Annotated in this window: 9 protein-coding genes and 1 pseudogene; 4 read left to right on the top strand and 6 right to left on the bottom strand. The window is 45.1% G+C overall.

Annotated elements, in window-relative coordinates; translation table 11 throughout:
- Nucleotides 1-126: 126 nt before the first annotated feature.
- The 4 genes from AB4583_RS15820 to AB4583_RS15805 form a co-directional block, all read right to left on the bottom strand.
- Nucleotides 127-1,008, bottom strand: coding sequence for an NAD(P)-dependent oxidoreductase (locus AB4583_RS15820; protein WP_004733521.1), 882 nt, complete (start codon nt 1,006-1,008; stop codon nt 127-129).
- Between the two features lie 541 nt (nt 1,009-1,549).
- On the bottom strand, nt 1,550-3,628 hold the full coding sequence (locus AB4583_RS15815) for a DUF4962 domain-containing protein (RefSeq protein WP_017061476.1): 2,079 nt from the start codon (nt 3,626-3,628) through the stop codon (nt 1,550-1,552).
- Nucleotides 3,629-3,847: 219 nt separating this feature from the next.
- On the bottom strand, nt 3,848-5,626 hold the full coding sequence (locus AB4583_RS15810) for a sodium:solute symporter family transporter (protein ID WP_372051282.1): 1,779 nt from the start codon (nt 5,624-5,626) through the stop codon (nt 3,848-3,850).
- A 726-nt stretch (nt 5,627-6,352) separates the two neighbouring features.
- A complete protein-coding gene (locus AB4583_RS15805) occupies nt 6,353-7,072 on the bottom strand; it encodes a FadR/GntR family transcriptional regulator (protein ID WP_171733252.1) in 720 nt (239 codons plus the stop codon).
- Nucleotides 7,073-7,338: 266 nt separating this feature from the next.
- On the opposite strand from AB4583_RS15805, the gene phnD reads away from it, so the two are divergent.
- The 4 genes and pseudogenes from phnD (at nt 7,339) to phnE (AB4583_RS15785) (ending at nt 10,970) form a co-directional block, all read left to right on the top strand.
- Nucleotides 7,339-8,295, top strand: a complete 957-nt coding sequence (gene phnD / locus AB4583_RS15800; protein ID WP_061021537.1) for a phosphate/phosphite/phosphonate ABC transporter substrate-binding protein — start codon at nt 7,339-7,341, stop codon at nt 8,293-8,295.
- Between the two features lie 143 nt (nt 8,296-8,438).
- Nucleotides 8,439-9,257 carry a phosphonate ABC transporter ATP-binding protein gene (gene phnC / locus AB4583_RS15795; protein ID WP_372118222.1) on the top strand — a complete coding sequence of 273 codons (819 nt, stop codon included), beginning with the start codon at nt 8,439-8,441 and terminating at the stop codon, nt 9,255-9,257.
- Entirely contained in the window at nt 9,254-10,129 is an 876-nt protein-coding gene (phnE, locus tag AB4583_RS15790; RefSeq protein WP_372118220.1) for a phosphonate ABC transporter, permease protein PhnE, read from the top strand. Before phnC ends, phnE (AB4583_RS15790) begins: the two co-directional genes overlap by 4 nt.
- A gap of 10 nt (nt 10,130-10,139) precedes the next feature.
- Nucleotides 10,140-10,970 (top strand): annotated as a pseudogene (phnE, locus tag AB4583_RS15785) (phosphonate ABC transporter, permease protein PhnE).
- 279 nt (nt 10,971-11,249) lie between these two features.
- On the opposite strand, the gene AB4583_RS15780 reads toward phnE (AB4583_RS15785), so the two are convergent.
- Together AB4583_RS15780 and AB4583_RS15775 are read right to left on the bottom strand one after the other, a co-directional pair.
- Entirely contained in the window at nt 11,250-13,418 is a 2,169-nt protein-coding gene (locus AB4583_RS15780; protein WP_372118217.1) for a heparinase II/III family protein, read from the bottom strand.
- Nucleotides 13,419-13,420: 2 nt separating this feature from the next.
- Nucleotides 13,421-15,619: a heparinase II/III family protein gene (locus AB4583_RS15775; protein WP_372051287.1), complete on the bottom strand. Its 2,199-nt coding sequence runs from the start codon at nt 15,617-15,619 to the stop codon at nt 13,421-13,423.
- Between the last annotated feature and the right edge of the window lie 242 nt (nt 15,620-15,861).

Here is a 15,861-nt window from a genome sequence, read left to right as displayed (position 1 = left end):
AGTAGAAGTAGAAGTAGAAGAGTTTAACGAGGGAACAAAGGGTTGGGTATGGCAGATAAAAACGAACCTCGCTGAGGTATCGCCGCCTAAAAAGACAGGCAATACCCTAGCGAGGTCGTACGTCGATTACTTCTCTAGTTTAGCGAAGTAGTCGAAGATTACTGGTACGTCGTTGTTACCCATTCCTGCGTCAACAGCAGCTTGTAGGCTAGTTGCAGTACCTTGAGCAATTAGAGACTCAGTACCTAGCTCTTCACAAAGAGCAAGGAAGTAACCAAGATCTTTGTTAGCGTTAGCAACAGAGAAACCTAGCTTCTCTTCGCCGTCTACTGCGTAGAACTTACAGAATTGCATGAATGGTGAGTTAGATGGACCTGCAGACATGATGTCAAACAGTTGTTGGCCATCAACACCAGCGCGTTGAGCAACAGCGAAAGCTTGAGACATAGTTGCAACAGTCGTCATACCCATGAAGTTGTTTACAAGCTTAGTAACGTGACCAGAACCTAGAGCACCTAGGTGGAATACGTTTTCGCCTTGCTCTTCAAGAACAGGTTTAACTTTGTTGAAAGTTTCCATGTCGCCAGCAGCCATGATGTTCAGAAGACCATCTTTAGCGTGTGCAGGAGTACGGCCTAGAGGTGCGTCGATCATGCCCGCGCCTTTTTCAGCTAGAGCTGCGCCGATTTTCTTAGTAGAAGCAGGGATAGAAGTACCGAAGTCTACTAATACTGCGCCTTCTTTGATGCCAGCTAGAACGCCGTCTTCGCCGTAAACGATTTTTTCAACAACAGCAGAAGTTGTAAGACAAAACTGAACGATATCACTTGCAGCCGCTAGTTCTTTAGCAGAAGTGAATGCAGTTGCGTTGCCGCGATCTGTAACGCGAGCAACAGCTTCAGCGCTTAGATCCATTACGTTTACGTGGTAGCCGCGCTTTTGCAGGTTTTCAACCATGTTGCCGCCCATAAGACCTAGGCCAATGAAACCGATTACAGGTTTAGTCATGTTCAAACTCCAAATATAGTATTGTATGATTATATGCTCATTATAATAACTACGTCTTTCTCGTTACGCAATAGTTTTAGGGTAATCCTTCAATGCTTAGACGCAAGTTGTGACGGGGATTCACTTTACGAGAAAATATGGTCACGCTTTGTACTTACAAGAGCGATATCCCAATCAAAAAATAACCTATTGATGAAATAATGCACTCTAAATGTCATACGATTAATGAGAATAAGCCACTCCAATAACGATTATTAACCTGCCGTCCCTTTTTTCAGACAAGATTAAGGCTGCCCACTGTCAGTAGTTGACAAATTATTGGAAGACAGTCACTGCCCTAGCCTTAGTAAGGTTTACTGAACACGGGTTTTAAACCAAGTTTTGTCGCCACTTACTAAGCCTGGCACTCTTGCTACTTAGCCTCTAACTAACCAACGCAACCTCTTCCCACCTCGTAGGCTACTGCCTGTTCTGTGCAAACAAAAAAACTCCGAGCTTTCACTCGGAGTTTTTAGTATCTAGATTCTGTTGCTTCAGCGAATTACAGTTCGATTGAAACCGTTTCACCATCAACATTTAGCATTAGCGTGTTGCCTTCAAGCTTGTGAGACACTTCAACTTGCTCGCCTTCGTTCTTATTAGGAACAAGAAGCGTAAGGATGTTGTGCTCTTTTGATGGCTTGAATTCCACTTCAACGTGACGGTGGATTTCAAGATCTTTGAACTCGTATGGGTCAACTTCGCCAAAACCTTCAACGTTCTTAACTGACGTGATGTTATCAGCAGACTCGTTGATGAAGTTTACGTCTAGGTGCGCAACTTCGCCACGGATAGTGAAAGACTTGTCTGCCACGTCGTTTGCGAAAGTTGTGTGCATTAGCCAAGTCATGTCTTTCTCTTCAGAAAGCGTTGCCTTGTCTTGCATTACGAATACTTTACCTTGAACAAACCAGACCTTACGCTTGTAAGATTCAATTTCAGGAACGAAGTACTTGTAAGATGCCGTTGCATCACCCTCAACCATCTTCACATCAGATTCAGTGTCGAAATCAGAGATGTTGCCGCCCGCTTCGATACAGAAGCGATCTTGGTGGTTTTCGTAGCCCGTGTTCTTGTTCTCGCCGTACTGACCTTTACCGCCAAATAGTGGAAGGTTCTTAGAGAACGTTTGACGACGCCATTTAGTGTGCATATCAACACCGAAACCACCGTAATAGCCAGTGATTGACGCTAGCGTTTCACCGAATGCATGCAACGTGAATGCGTTTTGGTCACCGTGAGAGTGGCTGATTGAGCCAAACGGAGAACATTTGAATACCATGTGAATATGGTTATCACGCTCAGTCATCTTGTTGTGGAATGCAGCCCAACCCGTGATTGGGAATACTTTCAACAGTGGGTCATTCGATGGTGCTTTCTCTTCAGGTGCATCCCAAAGGAAGTTAAAGCGAAGATCATCGTAACCGAAGTCCCACCAACCGAAGTTGTAGAATTTGGTGTGTGCTTCAGTATCACGGCCTTTCAGTTGGTTGTAGTACCAAACATACTCAGGCTTCTGGTTAACACCTGCGTAATGCTTGATGTTGTAAGCCAGTTTTAGACCTGGGAAATCACCGATTGAAGACTGGTCACAGAAGCTCGCGCGCTTAGAGTGAACAGGCATGCAGTAAAGCGGGAAATCACCTGTGTTTTCGTAGAATGTTTTGTTGAACATGTCTACGCCACAGTATGCTTTCAATAGGTCGAATGCTTCGCCTAGGAATGCAGTTTGCGTGTTCCAGTAGTCAGGACCTTCAGCCCAACCGCCGTCTACACCGCCCCATGGTGGGTAGTGTACTGCGTAGTATTCTAGTGCGTATGCAATGTACTCGCCTGCTTTCGGGTGATCGTGGTAAAGCGCGATACACGTTGGGATGATAGCAGAAGAGATAGAACGAACACCGTGGCTGTTCAGTGGGTTGTTCAATAGATCAACCGTCACTTTCAGGTGGTGCATGATTTCGTCTAGACGCTCAATCAAAGCATCTTGAACTTGCTGACGTTCTTCATCTGTGAAGTAGCCGTGTAGCCAGTCGTAACCCCAAGCCATAGCCGCGATAACACGGAAAGCCGCTTCATCGTTATAGCCACGAGAAGTCACGCCTTCTGGATCGTACGTAGACAGTTTTAGAGTCCAAGCTTTTGCTTTAGCAATTAGCGCTTCGTCTTCTTTCACAACACCAGCAATTGCTAGGTTACGTGTCGCGTTTAGTGCCATTTGGCAATCAACGTACATTTGACGCCAGTAAGGACGCCATAGAGAAGCTTTGCCTACCGTGTCAGCTGGGTACGCTTGAGGCTCTTCGAAAGGAGCAGTCTCAAGGAACTTAACTGTCGAGTTATTGTAGAAATCATCAAACATGCAGTGAGCTTCATCAGCTTTCACTTTCGCTTTGAATTCTTCTAACTGATCTGCTTGAACAAGAAGACGTGGACGTGCTTCGCTCAAGTTGTCTAGGAATGATAGGTCGAAGTCACGTTTCTGTACTTCGATAGGGAGTAGGTCTACAAGATTACCTGCTGAAGTATCATTCTCCAGCTTCATCTTCCTGATTGCATCAAGAGATTTTTGGTCGCTCATTCTAACTCACTTATTTTTCAAGTTGATTGAAAGGAATTAGCAATAATATACGTCTTATTGTAGGACAATTGAATATATTTCGATTCGATTGAACCATTTTGTACAGTTTTCGTGATTTAGGTCAGATATCTTCCACCTGACCGTTTTTCCGTTTCGCAGAGCAAAAAAATGCGACGCCCTTTCGAGTCGTCGCATTCTATTATAATCGTTTTCTATGTATTAGCTTTCAGTTACTGCTTTCGCTTGCTTGCCGCCGTCATCGACCGCTTTAACCAATAGCACACCAACACCACCAACAATCACACCACAAAGTATGAAGACTAGACGTCCCCACATTGGGTTAGTGAGTAGAGCCATTAGCATGATACCGACACCCGCTACCGCAATCAGCTTACCAAGCATTTCACGCTGTTTGTTATCCAGTACTTTCTGTTCTGCTGACTCCGCAACTAATGGAGTAGACAGGTTACCGAAGAACTTATCAACGTCTGCTTGACGCTTCTCAGTTAATGGCTTGTAGAACAGAGTTGATAGGATGAAGAAACCACCTGTCAGCGTAATGTGAGCAATCAGACCGATAGCAACCTTAACATCAGACCATTCACGGCTTGTTAGCTCTTCTAGACCGAAGATTGAAGACACTATTTCAGCGTTAACAACGAAACCCACGTAGTAAGAAACAAAACCACCAACCACTAGCGTACCCCAACCAGCCCAGTCCGGAGTCTTCTTAATAAAGAAGCCAAGGAATGCAGGAATTGTCATTGGGAAGCCGATCAGTGCGCCTACATACATCATGGTATCGAACAGGCTCAAACCTTTAAGCGAGTTGATGAACTGTGCAATAAGGATGATAGCAATACCAAACACGGCAGAAGTAATCTTAGAAACCGTTACTAGTTCTTTTTCGCTAGCCGTACCTTTACGAACGATTGGTTCATAGAAGTTCTTAACAAAGATACCCGAGTTACGGTTTAGACCAGAATCCATTGAAGACATTGTCGCTGCAAACATCGCCGCAACTAGAAGGCCAACCATACCTGCTGGCATGTACTCTTGTACGAAGTATAGGTAGGCAAAGTCACCCGCTTTCTTACCTGCATCTGGGTAAGCTGCTGCTAGGTCGACACCTTGACCTGCAATGTACCAAGAAGGCATGAACCAGATAAATACACCACAAAGCATTAGCACACACGCTAGTAGCGCCGCTTTCTTCGCGTTCTTTGAGTCTTTAGCCGCTAGGTAACGGTAAGAGTTAAGCATGTTGTTAGTAATAGAGAACTGCTTCACGAAGATGAAGAATGCCCAAATGCTGAAGATGCTTAAGTAGTTAATGTTGTTACCAGAAAGGAAAGAACCGCCTTCCGCTACAGGGAAGTTATTCACGATTTCACCAACACCGCCACCTTGAACAACAGCAACAACAGCACATGTCACGGTTACTGCCATGATGATAACCATCTGCATAAAGTCAGATGCAATTACCGCCCATGAACCACCCGTTACAGACATTGCCAATACAACCAAACCGGTAATCCAGATAGTTGCCGTCATGTCGAAACCGAAGATACCAGAAGCGATGATTGCTAGTGCGTTTAACCATACACCGGCAGAAACAACACTGTTTGGCATTGAAGACCAAGTGAACACTTGTTCGTTAGTCGCACCGAAACGCATACGAATTGCTTCGATTACCGTTACTACACGTAGTTGACGGAACTTTGGAGCAAAATATGCGAAGTTCATGAAGTAACCAAATGCGTTGGCTACGAAGATGACCGCTACTGCAAAACCATCGTTATACGCTTTACCTGCCGCACCGGTGAATGTCCATGCACTAAACTGGGTCATAAAGGCGGTTGCACCAACCATCCACCACAACATGTTACCGCCCCCGCGGAAGTAGTCACTGGTGGTACTTGTAAATGTTCTAAACATCCAACCTATCGCAATCAAGAATAGGAAATAAATGCCGACAATAATCGTGTTGAGTTCCATCGTGTATCCTTTGTCCGTTGTATTTTGTTACGATGACTATAGGAAATCTCAAACTTTATTTGTAGTACAATAATCCAAATAAGTGATGGCGATCTTATTTTGATTGATTAAGTTAATTATATATATGACATAGGATGGAATATGGCCAATCCATCAAGGCAATTACTGGTGTTTGAGGTAAAAACTCAAAAAACAAGGCCAAAGAACATCACGCCCATTAAAATCAAAGACTTATGAGAAAGTGAGACTTTGCACACTTATTAACAAATACAACCAAACACATATAAATATAAAATCCTCAAAAATAATAAAAGCCAAATCAGAGCTAAATCACCCTCATTTATCACACAATAAACCAGCGTTTTTTATCTATTGAGAGTGGATAATTTCATTAGAATTCTACTTAAATTAATCAATATAGAAGAGGCATACCCAGTTCAAACGATGGTAGATTCAAAATATACAAAAATGAAAAATCATGGATGACGCATAATTATTTGGGGGTCGAGAGTGTCTAAAAACGAATATCGAGCGTAATATTATTTTTATTATGATGGTAAAGAGAACGACCGCTAGGCGTATACAAGAAGGAACTGGCTTAAGAAGGAGTTAAGCGGGGGTGAACCAAAACAGTGCCACACATGGTGCAACACGCTTTCTAAAAACAAAAAAGGCATGCACTTGGCATACCTTTTTGACTGGTTCAAATGAAATTGAAAACCGTGTTTAGCTTGCAGTGGCTAAACGGTGGTTAGCATCTTGCAAGTGAGCCGCTGACATTGTACGAGCTTTTTCACTGTCGCCAGCCATAATCGCTTCATAGATTCTACGGTGTTCATTGATACATGTGCTGCCCTCTTCAGAAGAGTGCACGATGAAGTTAACGAACATGGTCGTCAGAATATTGCCGAATGGCAGGTAGAAATCGTTACCTGTTGCATTGAAGATCAAGCTGTGGAAACGAATGTCGATGTTTGTCCAACTTTCTTGGTCAAATACTTCTGCGTCATCCACTTCAACCATCTTCTGGAAGATCTCTGAAAGCTCGATACGTTGCTCAGCCGTCGCAAATTTTGCAGCTAATGCACACGCTTCAGGTTCAATCGCACGGCGAAGGCCTAGAAACTGAGAACAGAATTGGTCTATGTCGGTTAGACCATCCATCCATTCAATCAGTTGAGGATCAAGAAAGTTCCAGTATGCGCGATCCACTACACGAGTACCGATTTTCGGGCGGGACTCTAACAGGCCTTTAGAAGTCAGTAGTTTAACTGCTTCACGAAGTGCCGTACGGCTGATACCAAACTGTTCACACAGCGCCATTTCACCAGGAATAATAGAACCTTGTGGCAGTTCACCAGACAAGATTCCACGAGCGATTTCACGCGCTACTTGCACGTGCAGGCTGCGCTTCGAGCCCGAGATTGAATTAAAAGTGCTAACCATAAGTTCACTTATTTTATATGTTATGTTTATGTATTATTTAAGGATCACTATAACAGGATTTCAACCTAGCGCCAATTGAGTAAATTAGCAACGAGTCGCGTTCTATTAATTTACTCAATGAATCAAACACTTATAAAGCATCTAACTCCACACAGCTAGAAACATTATGTTACACCATTCATAAATCCGTCATCAAAACGCATCGGTTCTGTCATCCTCGATTTCTATACTCCCTTCCCAAAAAATCACTCAATTGGACTGAAATAATGAAACCGACAAAAACAAATCTCACGCTTAAGAGCGCTATTACTGCTGCGCTGATTTTTTCTGGTTCTGCATTAGCAATGGATACACGATACGAAGACCGCTCTGGTAACTTGGTCGCCGATGTACCTCAAGATGAATCACAATGGGTGGATCCAAACACGCTAATTTTTGCTTACACGCCAGTTGAAGATCCAGCAGTATACGCTGATGTGTGGAGCGAGTTTTTGAGCCACCTTGAAAAAACAACGGAAAAAACGGTTCGTTTCTTCCCTGTTCAAAATAACGCTGCTCAAATTGAAGCAATGCGTTCAGGTCGTCTGCATATCGCAGGTTTCAACACAGGTTCAACGCCACTAGCAGTTAACTGTGCTGGCTTTGCTCCATTCACCATGATGGCGGCTGAAGATGGCTCTTTCGGTTACGAAATGGAAATCATCACGCACCCAGGTTCAGGCATCGAAAAGGTTGAAGACCTAAAAGGCAAAAACCTAGCATTCACATCGCAAACGTCAAACTCTGGTTTCAAAGCCCCTTCTGCGATTCTGGATGCTGAATACCAGCTTCAACCTGAACGTGATTTCAAACCGGCTTTCTCTGGCGCGCACGACAACTCTATTTTGGGTGTGGCACACAAAGATTATGACGCAGCAGCCGTCGCTAACTCAGTATTGAACCGTATGCTTTCACGTGAAGTCGTGAAAGAAGGTCAAATCAAGAGCATCTACAAGTCACAAACCTTCCCAACAACAGCTTACGGCACAGCGCACAACCTAACACCAGAGCTTCAAGAGAAGATTCAAAAAGCGTTCTTCACTTTCGACTGGGAAGGCACAAAGCTTCAAGAAGAATTTGAGCGTAACGGTGAAGCGAAGTTCGTTCCGATCACTTACCAAGAGCACTGGGAAGTGATCCGCACTATCGATACAGCCAATAAAGTCTCTTACACGTGTAGCTAAGTTCAACCGAACTAAAAAGCCAATCACACACCGATAAAACTAACTGCAGGTGTAATCGCCTGCAGTTATTCACCACTCTTTCCGGTTTACTTTCCATGCCTGTCTCAGGCGAACTCTTAGTACACCGCTCTTATAGGAATTCTATGTCTACTCTTACCCTTAAAGGGCTTACCAAGCACTACTCCAGTTCTGATAAAGCCCTTACCAACGTTAGCTTGTCGGTCAATGCCGGTGAAGTGGTTGGTTTAATTGGTCCATCTGGTGCGGGTAAATCAACGCTTATCCGTTGTATTAATCGGCTCACCGAGCCCACCAGCGGCGAAGTGATCTTTTCCAATACCAATCTAGAAACGCTGTCTAAGCGACAACTGAGACAATCACGCCGTGAAATCGGGATGATTTTCCAAGAGTACGCGCTGATTGAGCGTTTAACGGTGATGGAAAACGTACTTTCAGGGCGTTTGGGTTACGTGAACTTCTGGCAGAGCTTTACTCGTCGTTTCCCTGAATCGGATATCCAAGCCGCTTATGCGCTACTCGACCGTGTTGGGTTGTTAGAACACGCCAATAAAAGGGCCGATGCTCTGTCGGGTGGTCAGCGTCAACGTGTTGGTATTGCACGTGCACTTGCTCAGAAACCGAAATTACTGTTGATTGATGAACCAACGGCCGCACTTGATCCACGTACAGCGCGCCAAATCATGCGACTGAACAGTGAGATTTGTTCAGAGCAACAGCTCCCTGCCATCATCAATATTCACGATGTTCAATTAGCAAAGCAGTTTGTTGACCGTGTTGTCGGCTTGAATGCAGGTTGTGTCGTATTTGATGACAAACCAAACCTGCTCACTGAATATGTTTTAACGCAAATCTACGGTGAAGAAGACTGGAGTCAACAAGCAGAAGAAGAGGCCGATGACCTCATCATCACAAGTCCTCGCCTGTCTGAGGCAACAATATGACTCAACCATATCCAAATCAAGTTCAGCAGCATTTAAAGTCAGCACAACAACACTTAAAGTCAGGAAAACAGAATTCCAAACAATACCCGACACAGTGGACAAATCCGCCACTGATTTCTAGCCCATGGTTACGCTGGAGCTTAATCATCATTGTCGCGGTTTACTTGTACCTTGCGACTCAATCGGTACACGTCAACTGGACTCGAATTTACGAAGGCAGCGAACGCGGCTGGCAGTTCATTTTGGCTTTCATGAACCCAGATTTTGGTGGCCGATGGAACAACATCTCACAAGGTTTGATTGAAAGTTTAACCATGACCCTGACATCGACCGTGGCGGGTGTCCTTCTTTCAATCCCATTCGGATTAGGCGCAGCGAAAAACCTTGCCCCTACGCCTGTTTACTTATTCTGTCGTGCGTTTATTTCGGTTGCGCGTAGCTTACAAGAAATCATCGTAGCGATTCTGTGTGTTGCTCTATTTGGCTTTGGTACGTTTGCGGGCTTTGTCACGCTCACCTTCGCCACCATCGGCTTTCTCGCAAAACTGTTTGCTGATGAAATTGAAGCCATTGACCCAGCACCACTCACCGCAATGCGCGCAACGGGCGCGAGTTGGTTACAACAGGTCAATTACGCGATTCAAGCGCAGGTAATGCCGCGCTTCATCGGACTTTCGATGTACCGACTCGACATCAACTTTCGTGAGTCAGCCGTGATTGGCATTGTTGGCGCAGGTGGTATCGGCGCAACGTTAAACACAGCAATGGACCGTTACGAATACAGCGCAGCAGCCGCTATTCTATTGATTATTATCGTGATTGTGATGTTGTGTGAATACCTTTCAACCATCATCCGTAAGCATGTGCAGTAAGGAACGACCAATGAGCACGCTAAATGAAACACCGACAAGCGCCATCAATCGTACCCAATGGCAGCGTTACGACAGTAAACAGAGCCTCATGCTTTGGCTAGGCTGGCTTTGCTTTGTTGCTTTGACAGTATTCGCATGGCAAGTCATGAACAAAGATACGATTTGGTACTTTGTGACTGACTCACCGAATCAACTTGCTGATATATCTTCACGTATGTGGCCGCCGAGATGGAGCTACTTAGATTCACTTTGGAGCCCGTTGTGGGACACCATTAACATCGCGACACTTGGCACACTGTGAGGGATCGTACTCGCGTTTCCAGTAGCGTTCTTAGCTGCACGTAATACAACGCCAAGCATGACGTTTATCAGACCTATCGCGCTGTTCATCATCGCGGCAAGTCGTTCAATTAACTCGTTAATTTGGGCATTGTTATTGGTAGCAATCATCGGCCCAGGCTTGTTAGCCGGTATCATTGCGATAGCGCTACGTTCAATTGGCTTCGTGGCGAAGTTAATGTACGAAGCGATTGAAGAAGTGAACGCAACACAGATGTCAGCAATCCAATCGACCGGAGCTTCTCCGCTGCAAGTATTGAACTACGGCATTCTTCCTCAGGTGATGCCAAGCTTCATCGGCACGAGCTTGTTCCGTTGGGATATCAATATTCGTGAGTCTACAGTTTTAGGCTTGCTCGGCGCTGGCGGTATCAGCTTAAAACTGCAAGAGTCGATGGCAATGCTGGCATGGCCTCAAGTGACTGTGATTTTCTGTGCGATTCTAGTGACGGTCATCTTCTCCGAATGGGTGGCAGCCAAAGCAAGAAAAGCCCTTATCTAAATAATAAAAACAACGTCAAATAGACGGTTAGCTAAGATCAAAGCCTACTCACTGAGTAGGCTTTTCGTTTGTTGAAACGTTCTATTCTGTTTCCTACACGCATAAAAAAACCGAGTAACTCGCAGTGAGTTACTCGGTTTGACTTATTCCCGATGTATTCAGTCGTTGTTGGTATCAACGAACGATTTTGCAATCACGACTGAATTCAATGTGATGCTTCGTTCCCGCAAAGCACCACATCAGTACACACCATCGTTAAATGGTATGTGTGTTGATCATTTACAGTTGAGCAAATGATCCTTCCCACGAGTATGTCTCACCAGCAAACTCAACAGTGTGAGTTGCTTGCTGCGTGTCTTCAGCTTGGTTTGAGATACCGTAGTGGTAAGTGTTACCAGAAGTAGTCTGAATGCGAACAACAGTCCCGACACTGTTATGGCCAACAACAGACACTGATTTAACCAGACCACGAGCGCCTACAGAGGCTTCGATAGACTCGTTAAAGTAACCATGCGTTTCTAGTACAGAAGCAAACACGTGGTTTTGACCAGACTGACGTAAGATGAACGCAGGCTCACTCTTAAGGTTGAAGTCTGGATCGTTAGCACCAGTGCGAGCAAAAATCACTTCGCTGCCCGCATTCGCGCTAGTTACTAGGCTGTAGTAGCTGCTGTCATGTAGCCAGCTTACTAAAGAACCTTCTTCGTTTACTTTGCCTGAAGCCACGTTCCATAGATGTTGGTAACCGTTATCTTCACCTAGCGGCTTAAGCGTTTTTTCCATGTTGTAATCAAAGTCAGTACGGATGATCTGGCCAGAGTGGTGAACTGGTAGGTCATACTGGTGCTCAGCGTCAGCTTCGATGCGGTACACATCAATCACTAGCGGTTTTTCGAACTCAGGAAGTTCAGCAAGAATCACGCTGCGTTGCATGTCTACGCCAGTGTAGTACTCAGAAATAGTGCCGCTCATGCCTTGTAGAGACTGGTCGTCCGCTACGAAGAAGTGCTTCTGACCAAACTTAGACTCAGCCAGTGCTGTGTTGAAGTTGTTCTGCGTTTTCTGATCAACCGTTACTGTGTTGTGAGCAACCGTCTGCTTACAGTAAGACTTGTTCTCTGGGATGTAACGACCGCCAAACTTAGGCTCCACGTTTACCCAACGACCGAAGCCGTAATCGTGCAGCACTTCGTGGCCACGGTTGAATACGCTTAGGTGTAAGCCATCGTAGTGACCGTGGTCTAGCGCAGAGTGGTACTGGTGGTCTGAACCGTGCTGACCAAACCAGATCAACGCCATTGTATCTGCGGTCTTAGGGTCGCCGTCTTTCTCATCACGGTGACGAAGAATGCTAACGCCGCCTTTCTCGCCTTCAGGGCCGTCCGTTACAAACAGGCTACCCCAGTTAAATGCTTTGATGTCGGCTGCTGCATCAACCGCGTCAGACAGTGTTTTACCAGAAGCATGAACCCAAACATTTTTTTGGTGATCAGCCATACCAAGCAGAGTTTCAGTCTGCTCGTAACGGTGGTAACACACAGACGTCGCCATGATCACGCCTTCATCGTTGATAGAGATCGTCTTCGATGAATCATTTAGAGCTGGCAATGTACCGTCTGGGAATGCGGTTTTGAATACAGAGTACGACGTTGTCTTAATCACTGAATCGTTGAATTCATAGATACCAACTTCAGGCTGACGACGTTCAATTGCTTCAGCGAACAGGTAGATTGGACGTAGCGAGAAACGGTGGTAGTAAGGACCTTCCATGTAGTAGCCGTCTGGCGAAAACAGTTGGTCAAGTTGCGCTAAGAAACCGCCGCTTACTTTGTCTAGTTTCAGGCCGTAAAGCGCTTTGTCTACAGACTCTTGATCGTTGATTGCGTAACCACAGATACCTACCGCTGCCACTGCCCATAAGCCGTGGTTGTGTACGATATCGAAGTCGTGTGCGTAAGTCACAACGAACATTTCGATCATTTGCTTAAGAAGATCGTCTTCGATCAGACGCTTTTGCTCTTCAGAGATGGTGTGGTAAATACAACTGTACGCACAAGAAGCGTAAAGCATCCACATATTCTCGTTCAACGTTTGGTGGAACAGCTTACCCGGAGGGTTAGAGTCACGGCTCACGTTGCTTTCAAGTGTTGGGTATACCGTCGCGTACGCTGTTAGCATATCAACGATGTAATCACGGTACTTAGTTTCCTCAGTGATAAGGAACAAACGGCCCGCTAGATCCATATGGATGTAGTTTTGCTTGTGACGGTTGTGCTCGTAACCGCCGCCTTCACCGTGACCAGGTACTTCAATGCCAACTTCCGCCATGTAAGCGTCAGTTTGCTTAATGTCGCGAGTCAGTGCGTTACCTAAAAGGCTATCCTTGCCAAGTTCTTTACGAAGCTCTGCTGCTTCATCAAAGTTAAGTAAAAGTGGTTGATAGCTCATTATTATTTCCCCTGCTCTGCTCTGCTTGCTAATTCTGGGTTTAAAGTTGTTTCTACTGAGTAGAAGCCTGTCCAGCTGTATACTTTGCCGTTCAGCTCTACTTTGTGTTCAGTGCTGTCAGTCGCGCCAAGTTGGTTGCTGATCATCACTGTCACGTTTGATTTCTCTGTGGTGATCTCAACTACCGAACCGATATTGGTGTGAGCCACTACTTTGATGTCTTTCACAACACCACGTGCATTAACTGATTGCTCGAATTCTTCGTTGAAGTAACCGTGCGTTTCAACAACAGAAGCAAACAGTGTTGTTTCACCTTTGCTGCGTAGAATGAACGCAGGCTCAGAACGTAAGTTGAAGCTTGGGTCGTTAGCGCCAGTGCGAGTAAAGATAACTTCAGCATTGTCGTTAGACGTTGCACCTAGCCACGTGTAGTAGGTGTTGTTCTGTAGCCAGCTTACCAGTGCTGTGCCCTTCACTTCACCGCTTGCCACGTTCCATAGGTGTTGGTAACCGAAGTCTTCACCTAGCGTGTTCAGCTCTTTGTTTGCTTGGTATTCAAAGCTAGTGCGAACAATCTGACCTTGATATTGGTGTGAGTAGTCGTACTGATGCTCACCTTCACCGCCTTTCTGAGAATCTAAACGGTAAAGATCTAATAGTAGCGGAGATTCTAATTCTTCAAGGTTTAGCATGAACACGCTGCGTTGCATGTCAAAACCTTCGTAATGATCGTTAGCAAATGCGCTCATGCCATTGATTTGCTCGTCTTCTACTTTGAAGAAGTGTGGCAAGCCGTGTACTGCATCTGCACGTTCAACGTCAAAGTTGTTCTGACATTTTTCATCAATCGTTACTGCGTTATGTGCAATTGTTTGACGAGCGTAAGATTTGTTTTCGTCTAGGTAACGGCCGCCGAATTTAGGCTCAACGTTCACCCAACGACAGAAGCCGTATTCACGCAGTACTTCTTGACCACGGTTGAAGAAAGAAATACCCAGCGTATCAAAGTTACCGTGACCCATGCCGTGTTGGCCGTAGTTCATAACAAGTTGAGAAACGTCGCCTTTCTTATCCTGCATACGGATAAAGCCTTGCGCGCCGTTGTGACCTTGAGGGCCTTCGTTCAATTCAACACTTGGCCAGAAAGGCATGCCGATTTCTTTCTCAGCAGAAGCTGCTTCGTAGGCTTTAGATAGCTCAAGACCACATGGATGCATCCATACCGCGTCTTGAATCTTCGCCATACCAAGAATGTTTTGGTCTACGCCGTTTTCAGAAGAGTAATGCTTGCTGTAAACACTTACTGCAACCTGAACACCCATGTCTGTAATACCCATAGTACGAGAAGCATCATTCAGAGCCGGGAACTCACCGTTCGGGTAAGCCGTCGCCAGCATCGCTTGTACTGTGTTACCAATCACGCCGCCTTTGTAGTTGTAGATATCCACTTCAGGCATATGACGGTGGATCACTTCCGCGAATACACAAGTTGGGCGAATCGCGTAACGGTGGTAGTAAGGACCTTCCATGTAGTAGCCAGACGGTGCAAACAGCTGAGAAACTTGCGCTAGGAAGCCGCCAGTGTCGTTACGGTCAATGCCGTACACTGACATTTCAAGGTACTCACGCTTGCCAAGAGCAAGACCACAAATACCGACAGCGGCTACAGCCCAAATACCGTGGTTGTGAATTCGGTCGAAGTCGTGTGCGTATTTAACTGTGAACATTTCTAGCATTGGTTCGAAAATACGAGACTCAATATTGTCGCGTTGTTCTTGTGTCAGGGTTGAAGCAACACAAGAGTAAGCTAAGCTTGAGAACATTAACCAGCAGTGTTCGTTCAGGATTTGGTGGAACAAACGACCTGTAGGGTTAGTGTTTTTCTGTACGTGGTAATCAAACGTTAGGTATTTGTCTGCGTACTCTTCTAGTAATTCTGTAACAAAGTCCGCGTACTTTTGCTCTTTAGTGATCAAGAACATGCGACCAGCTAGATTCATGTACGTGTAATTTTGCTTATGGCGGTTATGTTCGTAACCACCAGCCTCACCATGACCTGGGACATCAATAGGTAAACGCATGAATGCTTCTAGATCTTTCGCGTTCGCTGCAATGGTTTTGCCCATTAAACTAGAACGGCCCACTTCAAGATGAAGCTGCTCGATTTCTGCTTCAGTCAACAATACTGGTTTAGTCGTCATATTCTTTGTCACCCTCAATAAAGAGTTTATCTGCTTAAACTTTGATTAAATTTTCAAACTCCATATAAAGTAATACAATATGAGCTTTAATTATACCTATTCGTCGCCAAATGATGAGTAGAGTCACACTATTAGTCATAAGTCATTGATGTAGCTGACTAATGGTAAATATCAGCCATTTATTAAGTTGTTGATTTATTTACGCTATATGAAGTATCGCTTGATCAATATCACACAAATTT

Source organism: Vibrio sp. 10N.222.49.C12 (assembly GCF_041475025.1).
Classification (GTDB): Bacteria; Pseudomonadota; Gammaproteobacteria; order Enterobacterales; family Vibrionaceae; genus Vibrio; species Vibrio crassostreae_C.
This window is presented reverse-complemented; position numbering and strand designations above follow the sequence as displayed.